We start from the raw sequence: 19,014 nt of genomic DNA on the forward strand, positions 1-19,014 counted from the left end.
ACACAAGAATAGGATTCGGGAAGTGCCGATCAAGGGCATTCTATTCAGTTCTGGAGACAGAACTGCACTGGATATCGGGAAGGAGATTGAGCGCATGCTGAAAATTCATGAACGTGAGGGTAGTGAAGGTGAATCGACAGCCTCTACAGAACTTACCTCCGGTGGACTGGGGGACTGTGCACACGATATACTTTTAAGCAGCCGTGCGGGATACAGTGATTGTGACTCACACGGTAGTTTGTTTTTGTCTACAGAGTCTTCAACGTGTTTTACAACTGGGATGTTCATGAATCGTCTACTGCAAGTCCTCACCATTACACTTGTCTCCTGGCTGCTTGTGGGACCGCTGGCTGCGGAGCTCACGCGCTTTGAAATTACCGTACGCGAACCGTTTGCCGATGGTCAGAAATTTGGGCCTGTCGGAGAGTACGAACGGATTAAGGGCCGCGTGTATTATGAACTCGATCCCGAATTGCCACAAAATCAGAACGTTGTCGATCTGAAGCTGGCACCGCGCAACAAAGCGGGCCGCGTGGAACTGTCGGCGGATCTAATCATTCTGGCGCCTAAGGATTTGAGCAAAGGCAACGGGGCGCTGCTGTATGATGTCAATAATCGGGGCAACCTGACTGCCTTGCGGATGTTAAACTTCGCTTCGGGGGGGAATGATCCCCAAACGCAGAAACAGGCGGGTGACGGTTTTCTGATGCGAGAGGGCTTCACCTACGTTTCCAGCGGCTGGGACGGAGAGCTGCTGCCGGGAAGCAGTCGTCTGAGGCTCGTTCCCCCGGTGATTCAGCAGCCGATCACTGGAAAAGTCCGTTGTGAAATCGTGCCGGGCAAGGACACCACGCGGACTGTGGTCAACTGGGCGAACCATGGTTCCTATCGTCCGACGGCCAAGGGGCTCCAGGAGGCGACGTTGACGCATCGTCTGCTGGCCAGTCATCCTCGGGTGCCGATTCCCCGTTCGGAGTGGAAGCTGCATGTCACGGAAGTCGACAGCGATTCGCACGCACAACTGCCGAAAGTGGAACTCGAGTATCCCGCCGGGCTGAAGAAGCTGCAGATCTACGAACTGATTTATGAGGCCCAGAATCCCGTCGTGATGGGAACCGGCTTCACCGCGGTACGCGATCTGGTTTCGGCTTTGAAGCAGGGGACGGGCGAGGGCAATCCGTTACTGGTCGAAGGCAAGCCTGTGATCGAACGGGCGCACTCTTTTGGTGTCTCACAAAGCGGTCGTTTTTTACGCGAGATGATGTACTGGGGCTTCAATGAAGACGAAGCGGGGCAGCGGGTCTTCGAGGGGATCATTCCTCACGTCTCCGGATCAGGGATGGGATCGTTTAACCATCGTTTTGCCCAGCCCACCCGGCATGCGGGACAGCATGACCATCACGATTACCCGCCGGACCGTTTCCCCTTTGCTTATGCTGCCCAGAAGGATCCGCTGTCGGGGCTGACTGAGGGAATTCTAACCCGGTCCGAAGCCAGCGGTACTGCACCCCTGGTGATGCATACGCAGTCTTCTTCGGAGTACTGGAACCGCAGCGGTTCACTGTCGCATACCGATCCTCTGGGGACTACTGATGTTGCGCTGCCTGAGAATGTGCGGTTCTATATCATCGGCGGGACGCAGCATGGTCCGAGCCGATTCACGACCGAGAAAGGGGATGGTCAGACGGCTCCCAATCCCGCGGATTACAAACCGTTCCTGCGTGCCTTGCTGCTCTCGCTCGATAACTGGGCGAAAGAGGGAACCGCGCCTCCGGCCAGCGTCTATCCGAAGATCAGTAAAGGGACGCTGGTGAGCTGGACTCAGAATGCTACCGGGTTTCCAGAGATTCCCGGCATTCGTTATCCGGGTGTCATTCAGCAACCTGCTTACCTGGATTTCGGTCCCCGCTGGCAGAAGGAACGTATCGTGGATCTGCAACCTCCCTTGCCGCGCGGCGATTACAGGGTACTCGTTCCTCGATCCGGGCCGGATGGGAATGAACTGGGATGTCTGTCGGCTCCCGAGGTCGCGGTGCCGGTGGCCACTTATGCCAGTTGGCGCTTACGCAGCGAGAACGGTCCGGCCGCCAACCAGCTTTACAGTCTGTCGGGTTCGTATATTCCCTTTCCGTTGACGAAAGCAGAACGCGAACAACGGGGAGATCCCCGAGCGTCGGTCGAAGAACGTTATGGCACCCTGGCAGCATATCTTGAACAGCTGGCCGCCCAATGCGAGGCTTATGAGAAAGCAGGCTATCTGCTGCAGGAAGATAGAGAGCGGATTCTGCAATCGCAGCGTGAGCGGGTGGTACCGCTGTTTGCGAAAATCAATGCGAAAGCAGAACCCGCAGAGCAGGGTAAGTGAGGTCCGTCATGACATTGATTACACCTGTCTGTACTTTCTGCAGACAGGTGTAATGCTGCGCCGAGGGGAGTTTTATCTACTTCCCTGATGAGCTCTGATTGTGAGTGGTGTGTGTCTGTAACTACTGACTATTAAAGGGGATGTCTGAAATTGTTTCTGTTATGGTGATGTTTCTGACCTGCGATCTTTGTCAGAAATCTGCAGATTCTTTTCAAAACGCGACCTGAAATCAACTTTGAGTGTACGATTACTTATAGAACCGAAACATCGCGAGTTGGCTTGCCTCGAATGCTGGTTGAAATATTTCATGGAACAGAAAAAACAGGAACTGCAGTTCACAACATTGCTGACGGCCCATCGTCGTCAGTTGTATGCGTTTATCTACTCGCTGCTGACCGATCATACGGACGCGGAAGATGTCTACCAGCGCTGCAGCATGATCCTGTGGGACAAGTTTGATCAGTTTGACGCGGAATGCGATTTTCTGCCCTGGGCCATGGGCATCGCCTTTTATGAAGTGAAAAACTTCCTGCGCGTCTCGTCCCGTGATCGGCACCATTTCTCCGAACAGTTGCTGAACCAGCTCTTTGAGCGAATGCAGGGCAGCAGTGCTCCCAATGTGCAACTCTCATCGTTGGAGAAGTGTTTGAAGTCTCTGCGTCAGAAGGATCTGTGGCTGGTGCAGCAGGTTTACTGGGAACGACGAAAATGTGCGTCCGTGGCGGAGGAGATGGGAATGAAAATCAACGCCCTCTATGACCGGGTGGGCCGCATCCGCAGTCAGTTGAGAGACTGTGTGCTGCGACGTGTGTCGGAGGTGGAACATGCCTGAAAAAGAACAACGGAACGTAGCAGAATTTCAGCGGCTGTTACATCGGCTCGCCGACGGTTCGCTCGATCAGACGGAAACAGAACAGCTGGAGTCGTTGCTGCTGGATCAGCCGGAACGTCAGACACAGTACCTGGAACTGATGTGTCTCGATGCTTCCCTGATGGAGCTGGGGGAAATCAGCAGAAGTGTCCCCGACTATAACATCAGTTACCCGCAAGAGAAGAAATCGGTCCCCTGGGGCGTGTGGATGCTGACAGTTTGTGCCGTGGCCTGCCTGGTCGTGGCGGCTGTCCTCTTTGTTTCCACAGGCAATGAACTCAAAAGCAAGGTAGCGCAACAGGAAGTCCCGACGCAACAGGAAGTCCCCGCACCACTGTCTGGCTCTCACCAGACCGCCGACAAACAGCCAGCGCAGGAACAATTCTCTAAAGCGACATTGATCGCAGGACACCGGGCGGTCTTCCGAGGAACACATTATCCCACGCTGACGGGCAGTCGCCTGCGGTTCGCTGAGAACTATATGCTGCAGGACGGCATGGTCAAAATCCGCTTTGCCTCGGGAGCGGAAGTGATTCTCAAAGCACCCGCACTGTTCCAGGTGGCGGATGAAGAGGAACTGGTAGTGAACCTCGGCAAGTGCTCGGTCTATGCACCCGAGGGGGCCGAAGGTTTTAAAGTCAGCACGCCGACCAGTAATGTGGTTGACCTGGGGACGCGTTTTTCCGTGACGGTTACTGAAGACGGTGCCTCGAATGTGGCCGTTGTGGATGGTGAGGCGGAAGTCTCTTCGCTGAGCGATCCCCGCAAAAAGCGTCTGCTCAAAGGGGAGACCGCTTATGTGGGTACCGACCTGAATGTAATGGACGGAGACCGCGAGCAGTCGCCTCAAGACTATATCGACGCCATCCCCGACCACCTGATTGCTTATGAATCGATTCCGGATGAACAGGGGCGGGCAAAGTCGCTGGCGTCTGTCTCCGTGCAGCGGGCGGGAGTGCAGCGCATTTATCAGGCCGACGATTTCATTCTGCCGGTCGTCAATCATTACCGGCCCGGCTCTCATGCGTTCGGGGTCGTTCCCGCCGAGTCTCCCGCTGAGGAATTTAACCGGTTCGGCCCGATGAATCTGTTGTTTGCTTCGGGTTTCATCAACCCGGGCGGAGAGAAAGAAGTGCACCAGGGCGAATTTCAACTGGGACGCAACGGTACCCCCGGCATGAACCTGGTTTTCGATCAACCGGTGGTGAATGGACCTGGTCCTGACCTGATTATTTTCGATGCCCAGTCGATTGCCCACTCACTGGAGGGGGATGTGTTCCATTTGTACCCGCAGACCGATCACCCGACTGCCCGGCCGATAACGGTGCGGAAGTATGACATCGATGGTCATTCCGAGCAGGCACAGATCATGACCGGCTGCCGTTTGACCCAGTTGAGTCCCGATTTCGCCGACGATGGAACGCCGCTGCCAATCGTAGCACGCTCGCAACTGGTGCATCAGGTTCCCTCGCGGCTGTTTGCCGTCGGGATTGATCTGGATGACATGCAGATTCCGCCGGGCGGATCGATTACCGGACTGTTCCTGCAAGATGCCCAGGACGACGCCGACCGGATTGACCCGGTAGTCATTGTTGGACTTCCCCCCCGTTAAATATTGCTTACACCCTGGAATATTATGCTTCAAAGATTCACAACAACCGTGTGCTGGCTTTTCATGACTCTGCTGACGATGTCTGCGGCAAACGCTGCTGATATCTCGCCGGAAATGATGAAGTTCTTCGAGAACGAAGTCCGTCCGCTGCTGGCGGAACATTGCTGGTCCTGTCATGGGGCCAAGGAACAGAAAGGCGACCTGCGACTCGACACGCGCGGCCACACTCTGCTGGGAGGCGAGTCGGGCACTTCTGTGGTTCCGGGCAAGCCGGAGAAAAGTTTGCTGATTGAGGCGGTGCGTTATGAATCGTACGAGATGCCGCCCGCGGGAAAACTGCCAGAGCAGCAGATCAAGATCCTCGAAAAATGGGTTGCGCTGGGTGCACCATGGCCCGGGGCCGACGATACGGTTCCGCTGCGCAAAGAGCGGGGGCCCCGGTTTACTGCAGAAGACCGCGCCTGGTGGGCGATTCAGCCTCTGCAGGCTGTGACAGTCCCTGCCGCGACCGGTGACGGGAGCAAAAACGAAATCGACCGGTTCATCCTCGCTCGTCAAAAAAAGCAGGGGTTAACACTGGCTCCGGAGGCGGATCGGGAGTCGTTAATCCGACGGGTCTATTTCGATTTGCACGGCCTGCCTCCCACGCCACAGGAGGTGCAGGAGTTTGTGCAGGATCAGCGTCCCGATGCCTACGAGCGGCTGGTCGATCGTCTGCTGGCCAGTCCGCGTTATGGCGAACGCTGGGCCCGGCACTGGCTCGATGTGGTTCGCTATGCGGATTCCGACGGCTACCGGGCCGACGGCTATCGTTCAAATGCCTGGCGCTATCGCGATTATGTGATCCGGTCGCTGAATGAGGATAAGCCTTACAGTCAGTTCGTGCTGGAACAGCTGGCGGGAGACGAGCTGTTTCCTGGTGACGTCGACGCCCAGATCGCCACCGGCTTTCTGACGCACGGGATTTATGAGTGGAACAGCCGTGATGTCGCCGGTCAGTGGGATATCATGTTGAACGAATTGACGGACACGGTCGGCGATGTCTTCCTCGGCGTGGGGATGCAATGTGCCCGCTGTCACGATCACAAGTTTGATCCCGTGCTGCAGAAGGACTATTTCCAGTTACGCGCCTTCTTCGAACCGATTCTGATTGAGACCGCCCAGGAAGTGGGGACGCCGGAGCAACTGAAACAATACCGCAGTGAACTGAGTGCCTGGGAGCAGGCGACCAAAGCGATTCGCGATGAGCTCGCGGTACTGGAAGCCCCGTATCGGAAGAAAGCCCGGGCTGTCATCATCTCTTTTCCGCCTGATATCCAGGCGATGATTCACAAACCGGAAGAGAAACGGTCTCCACGGGAACAGCAGCTGGTCGAGCTGGCATGGCGGCAGGTAGAGCACAACTACCGGAATCTCGACAAACAGCTGAAGGGAGATGCGAAAGAAAAGATTTTGGCCCTGAGGCGTAAGCTGGCGAAGTTCGATCAACTGAAGCCGGAACCGCTGCCGCTGGCACAGCAGGTCCGGGATGTCGGGGCGCAGGCGCCTCAGACCAGGATTCCCAAGAAACGGACCGAATGCGACCCCGGTTTCCTGACGATTCTGGAAACACCGGCGGACGATTATTATGGCGCGCCGCAGCCGGGGACTACCAGTCGCAGGACCGCGTTGGCCCGCTGGCTCACGCAGGACAGTAACCCGTTATCGACGCGGGTGATCGTCAATCGCATCTGGCAATATCACTTTGGCAAAGGGCTGGCGCCGCACAGCAGCGATTTAGGTCGACTGGGTGGCCCGCCTTCGCATCCCGAATTGCTGGACTGGCTGACACAGCGGTTTCTGAACGGAGGCTGGCGGTTCAAGAGTCTGCACCGTCTGATCGTCACCTCAGCCACCTATCGACAGTCGACGCAGCATCCTCAGGAAGCGTCGATGTTCGCCCTCGATCCTGCCAACAAATATTACTGGTGTGCGGAGACACGCCGCCTGGATGCGGAACAGATTCGCGATTCGATCCTGGCGGTGACCGGCCAGCTGGATCTCAAGGCGGGCGGCCCCGGTGTGACTCCCAGCGTCCCTCGCCGGTCCATCTATTTGCGGATGATGCGCAACAGCCGTGATCCATTGCTGCAGGTGTTCGACATGCCCCGGTTCTTCACCAGCGTGTCGGCCCGCGATACGACAACCTCTCCCGTGCAGTCACTGCAGCTGTTCAACAGCCAGCAGATGCTGCGGTTCGCCGATCAGCTTGCGCAACGGGCCTTCCAGGAAGCGGCCGCTGTTCCCTCAGCCGATCAGGAAGAGTTGGCTCTGAGGCGCGCGTGGCAAATCGCCTTCGGGAGACCGGTGACCTCGGGTGAACTGTCACAGGCCCGGGAGTTTCTCGATCGTGAATCCAGACTGCTGTCGGAACAGAAACCGACCGTCGATCTGCAGCAGTTCGAAACCGCGACGATGCCTTACCGCAACGGGCAGTCGGTGGTGTTTCACGCCGATAAGCCCTCTTCGTTCTATGTCGCCGATAACCGGCGGCTGACGCCGAATGATTTTACCATTGAAGCCTACTTCCAGATTAAGTCGATCTATGAATCCGGGGCGGTGCGGACGATTGTTTCGAAGTGGAGCGGCAAGGTATCTGAGCCGGGCTGGCTGTTTGGCGTGACGGGCCGCGGTTCGCGCCGCAAGCCGCAAACGCTGGTCTTTCGGACCTATGGTAAAAAGCGGAACGGAAAGCTGGGCGACGAAATTGTCTTTTCGGATCAGCATATTGAATTCAATACGCCCTATTATGCCGCGGTCAGTTTTCATGTGACGGACGAACGGGCCGGCTCGATTGACTTCTTCCTGAAAGACCTTTCGAACGACGATGAGCAGCTGGGGAAGATTACGAAACAGCACCAGACTGTTGAGGTGCACGACAATCGTCTGGCACTGGCCATCGGCCGCATGGTCCAGAATAAGAACAGCCTGTTTGACGGGCTGATTGACGAGGTCCGCCTGTCATCGGCGGCGCTGGATGTTCCGTCCCTGCTGTATACGCAGGAATCCATTACTGAGAAGACGCTGGGGTACTGGCGGTTCGATCCCGTACCGGGCATGTTTGAGGACAGTTCGTCCCATCAGTATGACATCACGCGGGATGACCGGCCGACAGCAGCCAGTGATCCCCGTCGTGCGGCGTTTGCTGATCTGTGCCACATTCTGTTGAACTCGAATGAATTTTTATACGTTGATTGAGGCGCTCCATGTACTCTACACCACATATTGAAACACCCCGCACCCGACGCGAGTTTCTGGAACGCAGCGGGCTCGGCTTTGGTTCCGTTGCCCTCGCCAGTCTGCTGGCACAGGCAGAGAGTTCCTCTGCTGCGGGGGGATCAGTGCCTGTTACAGGGCCTGTTCCTCATCACAAGCCGACGGCGAAGAATATTATCTTCCTGTTCATGGAAGGGGGACCGAGCCACATTGATCTGTTCGATCCCAAGCCGCTGTTGAACAAGCTGGCAGGACAGACTCTGCCGGACAGCTTCGGTCAGATTCTGACCGCCGCCGGGGAATCCCGGTCTCCCTTGCTGATCTCGAAGCGAAAGTGGAAACAGCATGGCGAAGCGGGGACCTGGGTCTCGGACTGGCTGCCCGAAATTGCGACCTGCGTCGATGACATCGCCGTGATCCGCTCCTGCTGGGCCGATGGTCTGAACCATTCCTCCAGTGTCTGCCAGATGAATACGTGCTCGCTGATCGGCGGTCGTCCTTCGCTGGGAAGCTGGGTGACGTACGGGCTCGGTTCGGAAAACAGGAACCTCCCCTCGTTCGTGGTCATGCAGGATAATCGTTCTTCCGTGGTGAATGGTCCGCGAAACTGGGGCACCGGGTTCATGCCCGCGGTGTACCAGGGAATTCGATTACAGGAAGGCAAGCAGCCGATTCCGAATCTGAATAATCCGGAAGGTGTGACAGACGCCCGACAACGCGAAAAACTGTCGTATTTGAAATCCTTGAATCAGGGATATGCCCGGCAGCACGCCCGGCAGACAGAGCTTGATGCACGCATCGCCAGTTACGAACTCGCCTTTCGGATGCAGTCCGAAGCACCCGAGGCGGTCGACCTGAGCCAGGAGACCGCAGCCACCCGCAAGCTGTACGGGATGGATCAGCAGGAAACATCGTCCTTCGGGCGACTCTGCCTGATGTCACGCCGACTGGTGGAGCGGGGCGTCCGTTTCGTGCAACTGTATCATGGCGCCGGCAGTAAGTGGGATGCCCATTCGGGGATTGAGAAGAATCACACCCAGCACTGCAAGGCGATGGATCTCCCCGTAGCCGGACTGATCCGGGACTTGAAGCAACGGGGATTACTGGATGAGACACTCGTGGTGTGGGGAGGCGAATTTGGACGCACTCCCATGTCGGAAAAGGGAGACGGCCGCGATCACAACCCGACCGGATTCACTATGTGGATGGCTGGCGGTGGAGTCAAAGGGGGACAGACCATCGGGTCTACCGATGAACTGGGGCTGCGGGCGATTGAAGATCGGATGCACGTTCACGATCTGCACGCCACGATTCTGCACCTGCTGGGCCTGGACCGGATGAAACTCACATACGAATACAACGGCCGCCCCGAACGTCCTACGGTCAATGAAGGTGAGTTCCAAACGAAGCTGGTGACTGGTTGAACTGACTATTTAAACAAGGGGGCATCATCAGTGGAGATCCCCAGGATTAAGCATTTCGATTAATCCAGTCCTGTTTGTGTTTTCAGATCTCAGGAGCTGGTGGGGATCTCTGAGATCTGTTTGGTGGCGATTCCGACGGGGCGGTCCAGCGGGATGCCGGCACAGGTCAGTAACGTCGTCAGCAGGTCGCCCTGGTTGCCCTTTACATCGGGCAGGAAGCGTCCCGTGTTGATCGCACCGCCGCCGCTTCCGGCGAGGATGAAAGGCAGGTTGGCGCGGGTGTGGCGGTCGCCGTCTTCGAGGCCTGAGCCCCACATCATGATGCAGTTCTCGAGCAGGGTGCCGTCCCCTTCTTTCAGGCTGTGCATTTTGTTGACCATGTAGGCGAACTGGTCGATGTTGAATTTCGTGATCGCTGCGACTTTATCGACTTTTTTCTTCTCACCATTGTGGTGGGTTTGCGAATGGTGCTGGTCTCTGAAACCGAGTTCAGGGTACGAGACGCCATTCGGGGTCGAACCGATGTAGGTGCAGACGCGGGTCGTGTCGGTCTGGAAGGCGAGCACGTTGAGATCGCACATCACCTGCATGTATTCGCTGCGTTTGTCTCCTTCGGGAATCTTGATCTCGATAGGAGGTGAGTCAGTTTTGTGACTGCGGCTGGGGCGGACTCCCGCTTTCTCGAGGGCCGCTTCTTTCTGACGCATTTCGATGGCGGCGATCCGGCGTTCTACCGAACGAACACTGTCGAGGTATTGATCCAGTTTCTTCTGGTCGGTCGAAGACAGCGTACGACGCAGATCGCGGGCGCCGCCGATCACCAGGTCCAGCATGCTGCGATCTAAACTGCTCATTCCGTTTGCCGACAGTCCGTCCCCTTGTTCCTTTTTGTTGAACAGACGGTTCAGCACGTTGCGAGGATTGGTCTCGGCGGGAACCGCCTGGGTCGGCGAGCGGAAGCTGCAGTGGGAATAGTAGGCTTCGTTCAGGCCCGCCTGGTTTTCCTTCCAGGTTTGGGGCATTGTGGCCAGTTCCAGTGACGGGAGGGCGGTAAACGCACCCAGGGAATTCGCGGCGATCTGATCGGCGGAGATGGAAATACTGATCTCGTCCCGCTTGTCCGGATCAGGCAAATCCGCGGTCAGCCAGGTCGAGAGTTCCAGCGCGTGTGGCGCGCCGCGAAACGGACCGTTGGAAACACCCTCGATCCCCTTCATCAGCAGACACTGGTCGATCACCGGGCGCAGCGATTCCAGGGCTGGGGGCGGCGATTTCAGAAACGTCTGGGGATCCTTGGGCCAGAACTGATCCATAATCACGCCATGTGGCATATACATGAATCCCAGGCGGACCGGCGGCTTGAACGCTTTTTTCTCGCTGGCTTCGGCCCAGCCCATGACATCCAGTAGAGGCAGAGCCAGGGCGGCTCCGAGGCCTTTCAGACAGGTACGACGATCGATTGCTTTATAATTGCTCATGGGAAAGCCTTTGGGTGGGTTGCAGAGGAAAACTTAAATTGTACGACGGGTTGCAAGTCCGTCATGCAAAGAGGGTGCTGTGTGGTCCGCCTGTCACTCAATTCGACGATGCGTGAAGGGGTAACTGGTGACGACCTCGGTGATCAGCGTCTGCATGCGATAATCGTCTTTCGCGATCTTCTGCATCAGTTCATCGATCACAATTTCGTCATACCCTTCCAGGCGTCGGCATAATGCATAGGCTAACAGACGCTCGACCAGATTGCGAGAAAACTTTACGCTCTGGTCGGAGATAATGGCTTTGAGTTCCTGGGGATTGGAAAAATTCCTGCCGCCCGGAAGCTCACCGGAAGCATCGATGGACTGGCCGTTTTCGTCTTTGTCGCGCCAGCGTCCGATAGCGTCGAAGTTCTCCAGACCGAATCCGATCGGATCGAGCAGGCGATGGCAGTTGGCGCAGACCGCTTCGGAGCGGTGCAGTTCGGTCCGTTCGCGGAGCGTCAGGTTGGCGATCTGTTTTTTGTCCTGTTTCTCCAGCGAAGGGACATTGGGCGGGGCGGCGGGAACGTGATCTCCGAGGACCTGTTCCAGCACCCAGACGCCCCTGTTGACGGGGCTGGTGCGGTTGGGGAACGATGTTGCGGCCAATACGCCGGGCATTCCCAGGATTCCACCTCGATTGCCGTTGGTCAGTATGACCTTCCGCATCCTGGGGCCGGTGACGGTTTTTTCCAGGCCGTAGATTGTGGCCAGGTTCCCGTTGAGGTACGTGTAATCGCTGTTGATGAAATTCGAAACGCTGCGGTTCTCGCGGACGATGCTTTCGAAAAACAGGCGGGCCTCGTCGTACATGGCTGTCCGCATGTCGGCGGTCATCTGCGGGAATTTCTCAGGGTCGAAGGTCCGCGTGTGTATATCTCCCAGCTTGAGCCACTGCGCTCCAAAGCCATCAAACAGGGCTCGTGATCGCGGATCCAGCAACATACGCGTGACCTGAGCTTTCAAGACCGGTAGCTCATGCAGTTTTCCCTGGTCGGCCAGTGTCATCAGCTCCGCGTCAGGCATGGTGGCCCAGAGCAGATACGAAAGACGCGAGGCGAGCTGAAAATCATCAAGGGGCACGATGTCCTTTTTCGTCTCCACCTCTTTGGCTGGAGTGATAAACAGGAACTGCGGCGACACCAGGATCGCCTTGAGCATCAGTCGGCAGGAGGCCTGGTAGCTGAGCTTGTTCTGTTTTGCCAGATCAAACACATTCAGCAGGACATCGATTTCTGCAGAGGTGGGCGGGCGGCGATAGGCTTTTCGTGCCAGTGACTGCGCGACCTTGCGTACGGCTGCCTGCTCGTCTGACCCGGACCGGGGAGTTTTTCCAAAGAGCTGCTGTTGTATTTCAGTAGGTGGTTCTCCTTCCGGTGCCACCACCTGATTCAGGACTTTTTCAGAGATGGTCAGGTACTGTTCGAGTTGCAGCGGGGACAGCGAATTGAGATAGCCTTCGCCGCTGACTTCGTCCGGCAGACTGGCAACGATGTCTGGATCGACGTCTAAGAGGTCGTGGAGCGTGTTGCCATATTCCGTTTTTGTGAGCCGCCGAATGACAAACGGGCCTGGATCTTTGGGGCTGAGATATTTCACTTTCTGCAGCCATTCTGCAAACATCTGACGTTCTTTGTCAGATGGCTGATCCAGTCCTTCGGGGGGCATGTCGTGCGCTTTCACGCGGGCTGCGGACTTTTTCCACTTCTCGCTGAAGGCGGCATGGCCGGGACTTTGCAGAGCCGGGTCAAAGCTGAGGCCGGCTTCGGTGGGTCGCCTGTTCTGATGACAGTCGATGCAATATTTTTTGATGAAAGGTTTAACCTGTTTATCGAAAAACTGCTTGGCGTCCGTTTTGTGTGCAGCCAGCGTTTTATCTGCGTTGGACTCAGCGTGACCAGTGACAGGGCTGGCCCACAGGATGCCCAGCACCATCACGGTGATCGCGCTACGGACAAAATGTGCCTTAGTGATACTCATTCAAAAACTCCTCAGTCAGCATACTTTATACACATGCATTGTAGTTGCTGTCTGGTACACTGTAAATAACGGGCCGAGCTGAGGTCGCTTCGGGAGAGCCTGGCAATGACAATTCACGGAATTTTCACTCTTAAAAAAACGTGCGAGACGTATCAAACCATATTCGAGGGTGAGGCAGAATGAATTCACAACATGACACTGAGGATGAGCAGGCCTGGGTTACCTCACATCAACCTGACTTGTCAGACATGGGATTTGAGCTGGTGACTCCAGATCGGAATGCGGGGCTTCTCAAGCAACTTGAGCTCGAACTGTCGCCCGGGCATCCGATTTACGGGATCAGTGCCAATGTGCTGGGGGCTTTCAGTGGGACTGATGATATCTTGCTCAAGCTGGACTCTGAAGTTGAAGGGGCGAGGTATGCCCTGGTGCATCTGACCTGGGGAGGCACGCAAACGCCACCCTGGCCCTCGACGCAATTGATCTCTGATCTCGATGAATGGTTGGAATCGGTCATGCCGTCTCCCGAACAAATGGCGGAAATCAACAAATTCAACGAAGCGCGGAGGCGGCGTGAACAGAGACGCCATCAACTCAGCCAGCTGGGATTTTATCTGTTTATTGTCTTAGTGATTGTCACACTATTCCTCGCGTTCATGACTCAGGTTAAGCCTGAATGGTTTGGACTGTAACGTGGAAAAGTTGATTTCTGATCGCGACGAGATTTCGCGTGCTGATGAATTCCATCCGACGCTTCCTGGTGAGCCAGGTCTGTCAGTCGCTGCCAGTCAGGGTAAAAGCCGCCCAGAAGAAGGGGTGGGCGGCTCCGTTACGTTTCTGACGTGAGTCAATCCGGTTGAGTTGCGCCTGCCGTAATGCTTCTGATTTGGTTTTTCCGGCAGCGAGATGTTCAAAGAAGTCCTTCATTAAAAAGGCGGTCTGGCGATCTTCGATTTTCCAGAGGTTGGCCACAACACTGTTGACGCCGGCAAGCTGAAATGACTGCCGGAGCCCTGCAACGCCTTCTCCGTTATTGATCTCACCCAGGGCCGTATCGCAGGCACTCATCACCACCAGGTCGGTGTGTTCCAGGTCCGTTTCCAGAATTTCCGCTCCCGTCAACACCCCTGCCGAACCTGACCTGGATTGATTGAATCCTGCGAAGAGCAGACCTGACCTCAGCAGCGGGTTATTCATTTCTGAGCGAGAGTCGGAATCGAATGTGAACTCACTGGCGGTGACATCATTGTCGCTGGGCAGGAAGATTCCATGTGTGGTCAGCACCATGATTTCAGGTGAAGATGCTGCTTTAACCGATTGTTCTGTCGCCTGCTTTCCGGTCAGCACAACAGGCGGACGTCCACAAAGTTGCTCAATGGCAGGTGTGATACTGGCGGCTTCTGCAGCAGCGAACTTCAGACGCGGCACAGGACTGAATTTATTGAAAATTGCGGATCCTCGTGTTTCGATCGCTGGGGGAGCAGGGGACTGGTCAGCGACTGAGATGTTGGTTTCGAAATCCGGATCCGCAACAATCAGCGGTGCATTAGCAGAGGCACTTTCGTCTGATGGAAGCAGATCCCGTCCACTGACAACCAGGCGGAGCTGATGTGCTTTGATTAACGGTTCTCCTTTTAAGGGAAGTGCTGCCCAGGGGACGAGCCAGAGGGAGGCATCGGGGCTGATGATGATATTTCGGGACTGTTTCACACTGTCCGGCAGAGGGGACCAGAGCTTCTGACTGAGCTGCTGGAGCGCAGCGTTACAGGCTTCTTTCGCTTTTGCTTCCCCCTGCGATACGATTAGAGTAACGCTGCTTTGCAGTTCTTGTGAAGCGGCGTTGATCTGGGCGTCAATGGGGCCCGCTGGGCCGATGTCGATGATTTGCACCGGTTCCTCCCCGGCCGAGGTGGTCCAGGCTACATAGCGGGATTCTTTGCTCTGATCATCGCTGAGCTCTGCGGGGATCTGCAGTCGGATGAAGTCAATCAAGACCGTCTCCGGTTTTAAGGTCTCTTGTACGGACTGATGTGTTACCCAGGCCTGCCCAGACAGCGCCTGATCCTCTTTCAAATTCAATTCGGATTTGAGACGTGTAATACGATCATTGATTTCTGTATTCCGGGGAACCTGGCTGCCGGCAGCAGCTGCGGCCTGAATTCCTGTAATCGCTGCATCAAGCTTCTCCAGGCGTCCTGTCTGGGCTGCGATTCGGTGCAGGCGATGTTGTAACGCCAGCGCTTCATGCGAGGTTGCTTTTCCGTTGATCATCCACTCTGCAGATTGTTTTATGGATGGAGCCCCTGTCTGTTGCTGCCAGGCCATGGCCAGGGACTGGTGCAGAGAGGGGCGGTCCTTCCGATTCAAGTAACTTAACTGATGCGTATCACTCAGGAATGGCAGCTGATCCCTGATATGGCGGCGCGATAATCGGCGTGCCTTGTCGCTGGATTCCAATGCCGCATCAACCTGACCGGACACATATTGATATTGCGCCAAATCGGAAAATGCCTGGACGGTCAGGGGATGTGCGCCCAGGTCCTGGCTGGCGATTTCACTGACTTCCTGCGCCAGGGACAATGCTTGTGCCAGTTCGTTTCGTTGCTGGTGGATCCGTGCTATCAGTAAGCGTAATTGTGAGACCTGCTGGTGTCTGAGTCCCTGAATGGGCATCCGTTTCTTCAATGCCTGTTCGCAGTTTTCGAGGGCAGCATCAAGTTGCCCCTGTTTCAGGTAAACGCGGGCAATGGTGCTGAGTGTGACAGCGGTATGTAGTTTACGGTTGTGTTGTCCGAAACCTTTTAATGCGCGTTGCAGATGAGGCAGCGCTTGTGTCAGCTTGTCTCGGTGAAGCAGGTCTTCGCCTAAGCGGCGGTAGGCATCTGCTGCTCCCATGGAAAACTTCTGCGGACTGTTCTGATAGAGCTTCACACTCCGTTCGAGATAATCGGAGGCGCTGGGATCGCCAATCGCGCCCAGTCCAAATCCGAGTGCACTGTAATAGGACGCGACCGTAAGGGAATCGGTTCCGCCCGCTGCTTCGGCGATCTCGACGCCTTTGCGAAAGTGAGCCAGCGCACTGGCGTGATCTCCCGCTTGAGAACAGAGGTAACCAAGCTGGGAATGTGTGAGAGCGGTTTGCAGATTGTCTGCAGGGAGTTGTGCGGCACGAATTGCCAGTGCCCGTTCCAGCAAAGTTCTGCCCCGGGTTGGTTCTCCTAACAGAAATTGATTCCAGCCGGCTTCATGCAATAAAGTGGCTGTGTTGAGATGATCGGTTCCATAATGCTGTTCATACAGAGGCAGGGCCTGCTCCCACTCAGCAGCAGCTTCCCGTCGCTTGTCCTGTGAGAGCAGGACCTGTCCCAGTAGATTATGTGTCAAACCCCGGGCCTGGCCACTCATCTGATCGGCTGGTAATTCCAGAATCTTTCGATACAGGCGCGCCGACTCAGCGGAGCGATTGAGACGTTGTGCGATTGCTGCCTGGTCTGACATGACCAGAAAGGCCGTTTCGGTATTTGTCAACTGATTCTCCTCAACCAGTTTCCACGTTTTCGCAGCATACTTTTGTGCCAGGGGATTCTTGCCTGCCCCGATCAGAGAAGTCACGATTTCACGATGTTTCCTGATATTTTCGGCAGGGGCAGTCTGGTAAATCTTGTCGTAAAGATCAAACAGTCGCTGATAGTTGTTTAAGGCATAGTCTTGATCGATATCGAGAGCGAAGCGGGCTGCCAGATGATAGGCGCCCGCCAGGGCAGGGCTGTTGGGAGCGAAGAGGGCTTCCTGGGTGGCGACTGCTGCATCAATCTGCTTACGCCCTTCTGCTGGCTGTCCCGTCATGGCCGTCAGCCAGCCGACCGCGATGAGTTCATTGAGCGTCTGTGGATGTTCGTCGCCGTAGAGTCGGCGATGTTCCTCAACGGACTCTCGGGCGGCTTTGAGAGCTGACTGATACTGTTTCTTACTGGCCAGCTTTCTCACCTGGGTGGCTGCAGCGTCGGCCTGTCGTTTCCATTGTTTTGCCTGTTGGGGATCCAGTTGACGCACCTGCAAATGAGTTCCCTTTGTCCAGCCCCGCTTCGAGGAACCAGGAATTTTGATCAGCAGCCAGCCTTGATTTTCCTGGAAGCCCCAGACGGTGCTACCCTGTTGCAGACGGGTAACGACCTGTTTGCCTTCGTAGACATCCGCGGCACCATCGATCACCACATATTGTTGAACGGTCGGCTTTTTCTCCTGAGCCAGCAGTGAAACGGGCAAAGCCAGCAGGAGTGCCTGGCAGAGAATTCCCAGAAGTAACGTGTTGTGGGAGAGAGTTGTCATCGCTTCGATCTTTTCTTTAAGGAGATCTATCGGGCTGATGAGTTTCATTAGAAACCTATGCAGTTGAGACCTGTTTAAGTGAGCGGCTGATTTTTATCTCTTATTCTGCTGGTGGCTCGTCTCGGGGCGTTGCGTTTAACGCGGCGAGATTCTGCTGAGCCTGAATGGTTGCCCGATGATCGGCCCCCAGTGCTTTCTGGTTAATTTTCAGCGATTGAGAGAGCAGTGGTTCTGCCTCTGATTTCATTCCCTGCATCCGATACAGGTTTCCCAGTCTTCCGAGTGCGACAGCGGTAGCAGGATGTTCTGCGCCCCTGGTTTTTTGCGTGATTTCCAGAGCTTCCTTGAAGTAAGGCAGTGCCTGGGAATACTCTTGCCTGGCAAAGTAATAGTTTCCCAGACTGTTGAGCGAATAGAGCAGGTCGGGATGCTGTTCATCCAGAGCATCGCGGCGGATTTCGAGGTTTTTTAACATGAGTTGCTCAGCCTGGGCGTATTTGTCCAAATGATCATAGATCATGACCAGGTTATCGCGCAGGATTGTAGTTTGCAGATGATTTTCTCCAGTCTCGCTGGAAACGAGTTCCAGGCACTTAAGGAAGATCGGTTCTGCTTTCGCATATTTTTCCTGCATCACGTAAATTCGTCCCCGCTCATGTAAGGCATTGACCGTCTCGGGATGCGTTTCTCCCAGGGATTTTTTTCGGATCGCATGACACTGTTGCATATGTTGTTCTGCCTGGGGATAAGCCTGCATCTGCAGATAGAGTTTCGCCATTTTGTTATGCACAACTGACGTTCGGTAATGATCTTTCCCGTAGTTCTGAGTCATCACAGACAGGATCTGCCGATAAAGCGTTTCTGCCTGTTTATATTTTTCCATCGCTTCGTAGAGGGACCCCAGATTAATCATCGCGGAGACGGTTCCCTGGTGCTTTGGCCCCAGTTGGGTGCGGGCCAGGTTGAGGCTTTCCTTGAGCAGTGGCTCAGCCTTGGAATAGCGTTTCAAAGTTACGTATAGCGATCCCAGGTTATTCAGTGAAGCCGCTGTTTCAGGATGAGCATTTCCGAAGACCTGGCGACGAATCTCCAGGCATTCTTCCGTGTAAGAAGTGGCTTTTTCCAGGTCCTGCAGTTCGTGGTAGGCGACTGCGGGAAAGGACATGACGGATGAGGTATCTGGATGATATTTTCCGTGGACCGCTTTTACCTGTTCCAGAGCCTGTAGTCCGAGTTGCACAGCCTGTTTGCGATCCCCGCTGGAATACAGCTTCATGGCTGCGGAGTATGTCTCTTGCGCTGACTTGATTTTCTGCATTTGCTCTGTGGTTAACTGAATCGGGCTGGCCTGCTCGCGGGAGATCCAGCCGTGCTGCTGGGATTTTGGATCCTTGACCTCATACCAGTTTTCAGTCGCCGCAAACGCCCAGAACCGGTTTCCCTGTTTGACTGTTCTTAAAACTTTCGCATCCTGACTGCGATCGACTTTGATTTCTGCCTCGGGAGTGTCGACGATCAGCATCGGCCCTTCCGCAGACAGTGCAGGGCGAGTCAGCACAACACACAAAAGTCCGATCAAATAACCTGTATGAATCAGTCTGGTTGTTTTCGTGGCTTGCATGATAACCTCGCATTCTGAGAGTGTGTTTTCAGGAGACGAA

At 55.5% G+C, this 19,014-nt stretch carries 10 protein-coding genes; 6 read left to right on the forward strand and 4 right to left on the reverse strand.

The features are described 5' to 3' along the window. Positions 1–286: 286 nt before the first annotated feature. From RID21_RS18460 to RID21_RS18480, 5 genes are all read left to right on the forward strand, one after another. The gene (locus RID21_RS18460; RefSeq protein WP_350191355.1) at positions 287–2,365 is read left to right on the forward strand and encodes an alpha/beta hydrolase domain-containing protein; all 2,079 of its coding nucleotides are present in this window, start codon (positions 287–289) and stop codon (positions 2,363–2,365) included. A gap of 307 nt (positions 2,366–2,672) precedes the next feature. Next, on the forward strand, positions 2,673–3,197 hold the full coding sequence (locus RID21_RS18465; RefSeq protein ID WP_350191357.1) for a sigma-70 family RNA polymerase sigma factor: 525 nt from the start codon (positions 2,673–2,675) through the stop codon (positions 3,195–3,197). Further along, positions 3,190–4,848, forward strand: coding sequence for a FecR domain-containing protein (locus RID21_RS18470; RefSeq protein WP_350191359.1), 1,659 nt, complete (start codon positions 3,190–3,192; stop codon positions 4,846–4,848). The genes RID21_RS18465 and RID21_RS18470 overlap by 8 nt, the downstream gene beginning before the upstream one ends. Before the next feature lie 78 nt (positions 4,849–4,926). Next, positions 4,927–8,085 carry a DUF1549 domain-containing protein gene (locus RID21_RS18475; RefSeq protein WP_350191361.1) on the forward strand — a complete coding sequence of 1,053 codons (3,159 nt, stop codon included), beginning with the start codon at positions 4,927–4,929 and terminating at the stop codon, positions 8,083–8,085. 8 nt (positions 8,086–8,093) lie between these two features. Continuing rightward, the gene (locus tag RID21_RS18480) at positions 8,094–9,527 is read left to right on the forward strand and encodes a DUF1501 domain-containing protein (RefSeq protein ID WP_350191363.1); all 1,434 of its coding nucleotides are present in this window, start codon (positions 8,094–8,096) and stop codon (positions 9,525–9,527) included. Positions 9,528–9,616: 89 nt separating this feature from the next. Here RID21_RS18480 and RID21_RS18485 read toward each other — a convergent pair whose 3' ends face one another. Both RID21_RS18485 and RID21_RS18490 read right to left on the reverse strand, forming a co-directional pair. Continuing rightward, on the reverse strand, positions 9,617–11,005 hold the full coding sequence (locus RID21_RS18485; protein ID WP_350191365.1) for a DUF1552 domain-containing protein: 1,389 nt from the start codon (positions 11,003–11,005) through the stop codon (positions 9,617–9,619). A 93-nt stretch (positions 11,006–11,098) separates the two neighbouring features. After that, positions 11,099–13,024, reverse strand: a complete 1,926-nt coding sequence (locus RID21_RS18490; protein ID WP_350191367.1) for a DUF1592 domain-containing protein — start codon at positions 13,022–13,024, stop codon at positions 11,099–11,101. 179 nt (positions 13,025–13,203) lie between these two features. Here RID21_RS18490 and RID21_RS18495 point away from each other — a divergent pair, with 179 nt between their 5' ends. Next, complete coding sequence (locus RID21_RS18495; RefSeq protein WP_350191369.1) at positions 13,204–13,716, forward strand: hypothetical protein; 513 nt, start codon at positions 13,204–13,206, stop codon at positions 13,714–13,716. 82 nt (positions 13,717–13,798) lie between these two features. On the opposite strand, the gene RID21_RS18500 is transcribed toward RID21_RS18495, so the two are convergent. Continuing rightward, entirely contained in the window at positions 13,799–17,353 is a 3,555-nt protein-coding gene (locus RID21_RS18500) for a CHAT domain-containing protein (RefSeq protein WP_350191371.1), read from the reverse strand. Between the two features lie 100 nt (positions 17,354–17,453). Then, positions 17,454–18,974, reverse strand: coding sequence for a tetratricopeptide repeat protein (locus RID21_RS18505; RefSeq protein ID WP_350191373.1), 1,521 nt, complete (start codon positions 18,972–18,974; stop codon positions 17,454–17,456). Positions 18,975–19,014: the final 40 nt, after the last annotated feature.

It is taken from the genome of Gimesia sp. (assembly GCF_040219335.1).
Classification (GTDB): domain Bacteria; phylum Planctomycetota; class Planctomycetia; order Planctomycetales; family Planctomycetaceae; genus Gimesia.